Consider the following 7,591-nt stretch of genomic DNA (forward strand, 5'->3'; position numbering starts at 1 on the left):
CCCAGAACGCATCCGGGTTCTCAACAGACTCGCGATACATCTCCAGATACTTCTGCGTGTTCGCGTGAGCATTCTCAAATCCTGCCGGAACCTCGCGCACGTCGGGCGCTGCAACGGTCTGTTCCTGAGCGGCCATAGCCAATCCTCCCTAGAAAACCAGCGGCACATGGCCGCAACCTATCCCCGAAAAAATCCGGAGATATCCTACCCCGAGGTCACTTTAACCCAATTGTCACGTTTCATGTAACCCCCTAATAGAAATTGAATTTTCTGTAAATTTCTTCACAACAAAAAAGATAATCGTGTTAATGTTGCGGGAATGTCCGAAAATTTGACATTTTCTTTCATACCCTTGCCAGTTCACGGTCGCGTGAGATTTTTCAATTCCACAGCCAAGCGGCGCGAACCCCGAATTTCTGCGATATCAATGCTTTTCGCCGCAGCGCAAATGCCGCGGCGCGGCACGCAGGGATGATTCGTTCCTGCGGTGCGCTGCCGAATCTCTGGCCGCGCGTGCTGTTTCCAGTCTTAAAGCGGGGCTGCCTCCCCTTTGATCGGCCAACGTTTGGATGCCTTGGCACGGCATCGGGCGTAAGGCAGGGCGCGCGGCCCTAGCCGTTAAGATCGCTGAGCAGGCGCCCGTGTTTGCGCACCTCGGCAACAACATCTCCAAAAGTATTCAGCCCGCGCGCCTTCAGCGCGGGGAGCAGTTTGAGGAACGCGTCCGCCGTCGCGATCGTGTCGCCAAGGGCGGTGTGGCGCGCCTCTTCCGGGATCGTGATCCCCAGACGGTGGGTAAGCGCATCGAGGCTGTGCGTCTCGGACTGGCCGAAGATCAACGCCGACAGGAGCACCGTATCAAGTACCGGATTGTCGAAAATCCGTTTGATGAAAAGCTCGTTGCGGCGCAGGAACTCCATGTCGAAGGGCGCATTATGGGCGACGATCAGCGCCCCTTCGACGAATTTAAGAAGCGCCGCCCGACCTCGACGATACCCGGTGCATCGACGACCATCGCATCCGAGATCCCATGCACCTCGGTCGAGCCCGGCGGGATGCGCCGTCCCGGATTGACGAGCGTGTCGAAGACCTCGGTCTCGACCCGGCGCCCATTCACGATGCGCACCGCCGCGATCTGCGCGATCTCATCTTCCGAGGGCAGAAGCCCCGTGGTCTCGGTATCGAAGACGACATAGGTCAGCTTGTCGAGCGGGGTTGCCGCGACCTCGGCGTTGCGGGCTTGCCCGAGCAGGTCGAAATCGTAAACGACCTTGCGCAGGATCGGCTTGCGGCGACGTGCCTCGCGCCGGGCCTCTCGCAGCGGGATGCACAGTCGCGCCCGGCCCGCGCCGCACGGCTCGGGCCAGATCTCGCTGGCATGAGAAATCACGACGCGCCGTCCGGTGACATCGGCCATCCCCACCTCAAGTGGCACCGCAAGTCAGCCATCCAGTTCCGAGATCGGAACCGTGCGCCAGCCCATTCCAGCGCGATCAGCGACCCGGCGCCCTCTTCGGAAATCTCGAGGCGGAAATCGTCGCGCCCGCGCAGATGCCCCACCAGCGCGGCGAGCAGCGCGACCATCTCAAAGCCCTCACAGCGCAGCATCAGCGGCGCCGTGTCGATCTCGATCCGTCCATGCGCCGACTCGACGTGCGCGCACCGCGTCGCCCAGATCCGAAGCGCGTATCATCGCGAGCGGCCACCAGTCGGCGCGGTTCGCCTCGTGCCGATCAAAGAGCGTGTGGATCGCATCGCCCAGTTGCAGCGCCTCGACCCGCGCGGCCAAGCGCACCTTGTCGCGCGCCGCACCCGTCGGCCCGTCATCTGCAGTTAGCAGCCCGGTCAGCGATTGCAGCGCGGCCGCAGGGCGGCGGATCCGGTCGAACAGCTCATCCATCAGCGCCTCGCGCGCCGCATGGGCACGCATGTCGCCCGAGACATCGCGCAGCGTCAGCACATAGCCGGGGCGCGTGCCGGGGGCGTGCCCCTAGCCCACGGACAAAAGCCGCATTCGCGCGGCCAGCACCTTGCCGTCGGCCACGGTAGCGCACAGCAGATCCGAGGCGGCATCCGGGTCGGCGGTTTCGATCAGGCGTTCATAGGCGTGAAGCACCGGCGGCTGGTAGAGATAGTCGAACACGCGCCGATCCAGGCCCGGCGCAGGGGCGCCGCCCAGAAGATCCACCGCCTGCCCATTGTAGAAGACCAGTTGATGCTCAGCCGTGCACAGAAGCGCCCCGACCGGCACATCCGAGAGCAGCGCCTCAAGCCGCTCCTTTTCGCGCGCGAGGCGGGTGGTTTCGCGCTGCACCGCCTCGGTCAGGGCCGAGCGGGTCTCGGCGAGGTGCTGCGCCACCGCGGCCGAGGCGGGGGCCAGATCGCCCAGATAGCGCCCGGCGGCCTGATCAAGCTCGGACTCGATCTGCGCATGGGTGCGCGCGCGCAGACCGCCCGCAAGACGTTCGATCGGTTTGGCCACGTTTTCACCGAAGAGATGCCAGATCCCAGCGATCAGCGCCGTGATCACCAGCGCCGCGACAACTGCACCGATTATGAAACCCTCTCGCGCGTCTGACGCGCCAAGCCTGCCTGCGCCGAAGACCGCGCCCGCTGCCAGCACAGCGACGTTCCCCGCGGCAAGCGCACCGAAGAACAGGAAGACCCGCAGGCGCAGGCTCAGCCGGGTCAGATCCATCATGTGCCCCCCGTGCCAGGCGTCAGAAGCCTGCGCACCTCGTCGCGCAACTCCTTGAGTTCGAACGGTTTCGCGATGAACCCGTCGGCACCGAGGGCCAAGCCCTTGCGGCGCTCCATCACTGAGCCGCGCGCCGTCATCATCAGAATCTTGACGTCAGCCAGATCGATGTCCGCGCGCATCGCCTGGCAGATCTCATAGCCCGAGACCTCGGGCAACATGATATCAAGCAGCACGATATCGGGATGGTCTGCGCGGATGCAGTCAAGCGCCCCTGCCCCCGTCGCGATCCGCTGATGGTCGTATCCTTCGCGGCTCATCAGGTAATCGAGCGCGATGGCGATATTGTCTTCGTCCTCGATAATGAGAACCCTATGCTTCCTGTCTGTGCCGACCATGTTCTTCCTCCCGTACAGGCGGCCATCAATCGTCAGTCCCGCGCATTCACCGCGCCGTTCAATAGTCGGTAGAAATTCTTTCGCCCCGTGGAACTCGCCCCGTGGAACGCTGGGGCGGGTGGCGGCGGGGAGCGCCCGGGCCCGGTCATTTGCCCTCAGCCCACCACCGCCTTGATATGGTTCAGTGCCGATTGCATCGTGCGCACGACGACGAAGGCGTCACGCAGGTGCGAACGCTCTAGGTCGCTCAGGTCCGCTGGCGCGAGGTAATTGTCCGGCGTGCGCCCCGCCTTGATCAGATGCGCCTGATTTTCCAGCCTGATCGCGGCGATCAGGTCATAGGCCTCGATCAGATCGCGCGCCGAAGTTGCCGACAACTTGCCCGCCGTCTCGGCCCCCAGAATGCGCGCCCTCGTATTCGCAGCCCGCACCCTGCCCTGCAGCGCATAGACCCGCGCCAGGTCGGCCACCGGCACCACCCCGTTCATCTTCATGTCGATGTGGTTACGGTGCTCGCCCGAGCGGATCGTGGCAAAGCCGCGCAGCAGCCCGAGCGGCGGCGTATGCTTGAGCGAGTTAGACACCATATGCGCGATGAAGATCGAGTTCTGCGCTGCGGTCTCGAGCGTCTCGGCCTGAATGGCGTCGAACAGACCGGTGCCATTGCCTCCGATGGGCCGCAGGTCGAACATGACCGAGGCCAGAACCTGCGCCTCGGGGTTCGGGGTCAGGATCCAGCTCTGGAAATACTCGCGCCAGACGCGTACCGGCTGGCACCAGCGATCGGCCGTGGCCATCATGTCGCCCGGACAATAGACATAACCGCAAGCGTGCAGACCATCCGAGACGATTTTGGCCAGCGCGCGGAAATAGGTCATGTCGTCGGGCGTCGCGGCATCGTCGATGATCAGGCAGTTGTCCTGATCGCTGACGCCGGTCTGCTCTTGCCGGCCCTGGCTGCCGCAGGCCAGCCACAGGTAGGGCACCGGCGGGGGGCCAAGCTCGCGCTCCGCCCTGGCCAGAAGGCGCCGGGTGACCGCATCGGCGACGTCGGTGATCAGCCGGGTCACCACCTCGTGGCTCTGGTGGCTGCCGACCAGCTGCACCAGTAGTTGCGGGATGCGCGCCGTGGCGGCGGCCATTTCCTCGATACTGTCGGCAGAGGCGATATCGCGGATCAGCACCGCCGAACTGACCGCCTGAAAGCGCGTCAGGTCGGTCTGGGTGATCATGCCTAGAAAAACGCCATCCTCGGCGATGGGCAGATGGCCGATCCGGTGTTCGAGCATGACATGCAGAATGTCCGAGCCAAGCGCGGAGGGCGGCAGCGTCACGGGGGCGGCGGTCATCACCTCGGAAATCGGCGTGTCGGAGGGGCGTTCCTCGGCCAGCACCTTGTTCGACAGATCGCGCACGGTGACGATGCCAAGCAGCTTGCCGCCCTCGCCCACCACGCCAAGCGACGAGACCTGCGCATCGCGCATCATCCGCGCGGCAGTGACGACCGGGGTCGAGCCCACGCAGGACAGCGGGCGGCGCGCCATCAGGTCAGCCACCTTCTGCGTCGCAATATCGGTGGCGACTCGGTCACCGCGCTTGCGGTTGAAGAACCGCTCGAAGGCCGGGTAGCTGGCGATCAACCTGCGGAACGTATCGGCGGGAAGTACGAGGATCACCGAGTTTTCGGCAGCCTTGGCCTGGGTCACGGCGACCCCGCCGCGCATCAGACCGCGCTCCCCAAAGGAATTGCGGGGTCCAAGCAGCGACACCAACCCGCCGTTGGCGTCCGTAATCTCAACCGCGCCCTGCTTGATCAGGTAAAGCCCGCCGATCGGCGTATCGATAACATAGATCAGCGTTCCGGCGCGGAACTCCATGCGGCGAAAGGAACTGGCGACTTGCTCCAGCTCGTCACGCGGCAGGGTGTCGTAGGGGTGGACCGTTTCAAGAAACGCGATGATCGAGTTGACGTCGGTTTCCATGGCCTGTCTCTCCGTTGTCCTGATGGGCATTCGCCCCTTTATAGCACCGTCGGCCCCGGACCAGGGCGGGTAGACCGGGCCCTAAGGCCCGGCCAATTGTCACAGCACCGCTTAGTGCGACGAGGCAGCCGAAGCGCCGATGCCGGTTTCCGAACGGACCTGCTGGGCAAGATAGCCAGCCTTGTCCTGCTCGGCGCGACGGCTCTTGTCGGTAATCGAGAAGAACCAGATCGCGAAGAAGGCAAGCGTCATCGAGAACAGCGCCGGCGAAGTGTAGGGGAACGGAGCCGTGCCCTTTTCATGGCCGAGCGTTGCTTCCCAGACCGACGGCGACAGCACCGTCAGCACCACCGAGGCAGTGAGGCCGAGCAGACCGCCGATCACCGCACCACGGGTCGTCATGCCCTTCCACAGCAGCGACAGGAACAGCACCGGGAAGTTCGCCGAAGCCGCGATCGCGAAGGCCAGCGACACCATGAAGGCGATGTTCTGCTTCTCGAAGGCGATGCCCAGGATAACCGCCACGACGCCGAGGGCGAGCGTGGTGATCCGCGAAACCTTCAGTTCCGAAGCACTGTCGGCCTGGCCCTTCTTGAACACCGTCGAGTACAGGTCGTGCGACACGGCCGAGGCACCCGAGAGCGTGAGACCCGCAACCACCGCGAGGATGGTAGCGAAGGCAACGGCCGAGATGAAGCCGAGGAACACGTTGCCGCCCACAGCCTTGGCCAGGTGGATAGCGGCCATGTTGCTGCCGCCGACCAGACCGGTCACGCCGTCCTTGATTTCCAGGAAGTCAGGGTTGGTCAGCACGAAGACGATCGCGCCGAAGCCGATGATGAAGGTCAGGAGGTAGAAGTAGCCGATCCAGACGGTCGCCCACATCACCGACTTACGCGCTTCTTTCGCCGAGGGAACGGTGAAGAAACGCATCAGGATGTGCGGCAGGCCGGCGGTGCCGAACATCAGCGCCATACCGAAGGAGATGGCCGAGATCGGGTCTTTCACGAACTTGCCGGGCCCCATGATCGAAAGCCCCGCGGCCGCGGCCTCTTCCGGTGTCTTGCCGTCGCTCGTCGCAATGGCCGACTTCACCTCGACCGATTTCGCGAAGAGCCCCTCGAAGCTGAAGCCAAAGTGCGACATCACCATGAAGGCCATGAAGCTGGCGCCGCCAAGCAGAAGGCAAGCCTTGATGATCTGCACCCAGGTGGTGGCGGTCATGCCACCGAAGAGCACGTAAACCATCATCAGCGCGCCGACGATGATCACCGCGTATAGGTACTCAAGGCCGAAGAGCAGCTTGATCAGCTGGCCCGCGCCCACCATCTGCGCGATGAGGTAAAAGGCCACCACGACCAGCGTCGAGAGCGCCGCGAACATGCGCACCGGGGTCTGGGCAAAGCGGAAGGCCGCCACGTCGGCAAAGGTAAACTTGCCAAGGTTGCGCAGGCGCTCGGCCATCAGGAATGTCAGGATCGGCCAGCCGACCAGAAAGCCGATCGAGTAGATCAGGCCGTCATAGCCGTTGGTCATAACCGCCGCCGAGATCCCCAGGAACGAGGCTGCCGACATGTAGTCGCCCGCGATCGCGAGACCGTTCTGGAAGCCGGTGATGCCACCGCCGCCCGTGTAGAAGTCAGCCGCCGACTTGGTCTTGGCGGCCGCCCATTTGGTGATGAACAACGTCGCCACGACGAAGAAGCCGAACATGCCGATCGCAGTCCAGTTGGTGGGCTGCTGCTGAATTTCGCCCTCAAGCGCACCGGCGGCGAAAACCGCGCCGGGGGCCAGCATCAGGGCCGACAGACCGATGAACCGGCCGACAGAAAGGATACGGTTCATTTCAGGGCCTCGCGACGCACTTTTTCGGTCAGGTCGTCATATTCGCTGTTGGCGCGAAGCACGTAGATCGCGGTCACCACAATGGTGAAGACGATCACGCCGAAGCCCACCGGGATTCCCCAGGTCATCACGCCCTCGCCCATCGGCGTCGCCAGCACGTCCTTGCGGAAGGCGATCAGCGTGATGAAGCCGTAGTAAACCACCAGCATCGCGATGGTGAGCATCCAGCCGAACTTCAGACGCTTGGTTCGCAGCGTCTTGTAGCTCGGGCTGTTCGCGATGCGTTGAAGCATCGAGTCGTCCATTGAGAATACCCTCCTCGTTTCACCCCAAGTCGCGCCCGGACAATCCAGCGGCGATCGACTTTGAATTTCATGCGCGCATCCGCACAGAGCGCGCAGCTAAAGCCACGCGCCGTTCGGATTCAGATGTTGATTGCAGTGCCCGCCAGACCGTCGGTCGCCAGAGACTCGGGTCTGTCAGTGTTCAGTCACGTTATCTGCCCGGGTCCGGCCGCCGGGCCGACGTTTGTTCTTACGCCCCGATACGCGCTCCACGATCGACCCTAGACCCGAGGCGATTTCGTCGATGTTACCCATCGCGTCGATCTTCTCGAGCACGCCGAGGGCCCCGTAGTGGGCGATCAGCGGTGCCGTCTGGGCGTGGTA

Annotated in this window: 7 protein-coding genes and 2 pseudogenes; all 9 read right to left on the reverse strand. The window is 63.7% G+C overall.

The features are described 5' to 3' along the window. Positions 1-611: 611 nt before the first annotated feature. A pseudogene (locus LZA78_RS17905) lies at positions 612-1,417 on the reverse strand (3'-5' exonuclease). Then, positions 1,387-1,608, reverse strand: a complete 222-nt coding sequence (locus tag LZA78_RS17355; RefSeq protein WP_233678147.1) for a hypothetical protein — start codon at positions 1,606-1,608, stop codon at positions 1,387-1,389. The pseudogene LZA78_RS17905 and the gene LZA78_RS17355 overlap by 31 nt, the downstream one beginning before the upstream one ends. Continuing rightward, positions 1,595-1,960, reverse strand: coding sequence for a hypothetical protein (locus LZA78_RS17360; RefSeq protein ID WP_233678148.1), 366 nt, complete (start codon positions 1,958-1,960; stop codon positions 1,595-1,597). Before LZA78_RS17360 ends, LZA78_RS17355 begins: the two co-directional genes overlap by 14 nt. Positions 1,961-1,990: 30 nt before the next feature. Then, positions 1,991-2,701, reverse strand: coding sequence for a PAS domain-containing protein (locus LZA78_RS17365; RefSeq protein ID WP_233678149.1), 711 nt, complete (start codon positions 2,699-2,701; stop codon positions 1,991-1,993). Then, a complete protein-coding gene (locus LZA78_RS17370) occupies positions 2,698-3,096 on the reverse strand; it encodes a response regulator transcription factor (protein ID WP_233678150.1) in 399 nt (132 codons plus the stop codon). The genes LZA78_RS17365 and LZA78_RS17370 overlap by 4 nt, the downstream gene beginning before the upstream one ends. A 155-nt stretch (positions 3,097-3,251) precedes the next feature. After that, on the reverse strand, positions 3,252-5,078 hold the full coding sequence (locus LZA78_RS17375) for a putative nucleotidyltransferase substrate binding domain-containing protein (RefSeq protein ID WP_233678151.1): 1,827 nt from the start codon (positions 5,076-5,078) through the stop codon (positions 3,252-3,254). A gap of 111 nt (positions 5,079-5,189) precedes the next feature. Beyond that, complete coding sequence (locus tag LZA78_RS17380; RefSeq protein WP_233678152.1) at positions 5,190-6,923, reverse strand: cation acetate symporter; 1,734 nt, start codon at positions 6,921-6,923, stop codon at positions 5,190-5,192. Further along, entirely contained in the window at positions 6,920-7,228 is a 309-nt protein-coding gene (locus LZA78_RS17385; protein ID WP_233678153.1) for a DUF485 domain-containing protein, read from the reverse strand. The genes LZA78_RS17380 and LZA78_RS17385 overlap by 4 nt, the downstream gene beginning before the upstream one ends. Positions 7,229-7,402: 174 nt before the next feature. After that, positions 7,403-7,591, reverse strand: a pseudogene (locus tag LZA78_RS17390) (hypothetical protein); the annotation flags it as partial.

The sequence above is a fragment of the Rhodobacter flavimaris genome (genome assembly GCF_021378075.1).
GTDB lineage: Bacteria > Pseudomonadota > Alphaproteobacteria > Rhodobacterales > Rhodobacteraceae > Rhodobacter > Rhodobacter flavimaris.

Coding starts and splice junctions, on each gene's coding strand:
- LZA78_RS17385 (WP_233678153.1), bottom strand. CDS start 7,228: ATGGACGACTCGATGCTTCAACGCATCGCGAACAGCCCGAGCTACAAG.
- LZA78_RS17365 (WP_233678149.1), bottom strand. CDS start 2,701: ATGATGGATCTGACCCGGCTGAGCCTGCGCCTGCGGGTCTTCCTGTTC.
- LZA78_RS17355 (WP_233678147.1), bottom strand. CDS start 1,608: ATGCTGCGCTGTGAGGGCTTTGAGATGGTCGCGCTGCTCGCCGCGCTG.
- LZA78_RS17380 (WP_233678152.1), bottom strand. CDS start 6,923: ATGAACCGTATCCTTTCTGTCGGCCGGTTCATCGGTCTGTCGGCCCTG.
- LZA78_RS17375 (WP_233678151.1), bottom strand. CDS start 5,078: ATGGAAACCGACGTCAACTCGATCATCGCGTTTCTTGAAACGGTCCAC.
- LZA78_RS17370 (WP_233678150.1), bottom strand. CDS start 3,096: ATGGTCGGCACAGACAGGAAGCATAGGGTTCTCATTATCGAGGACGAA.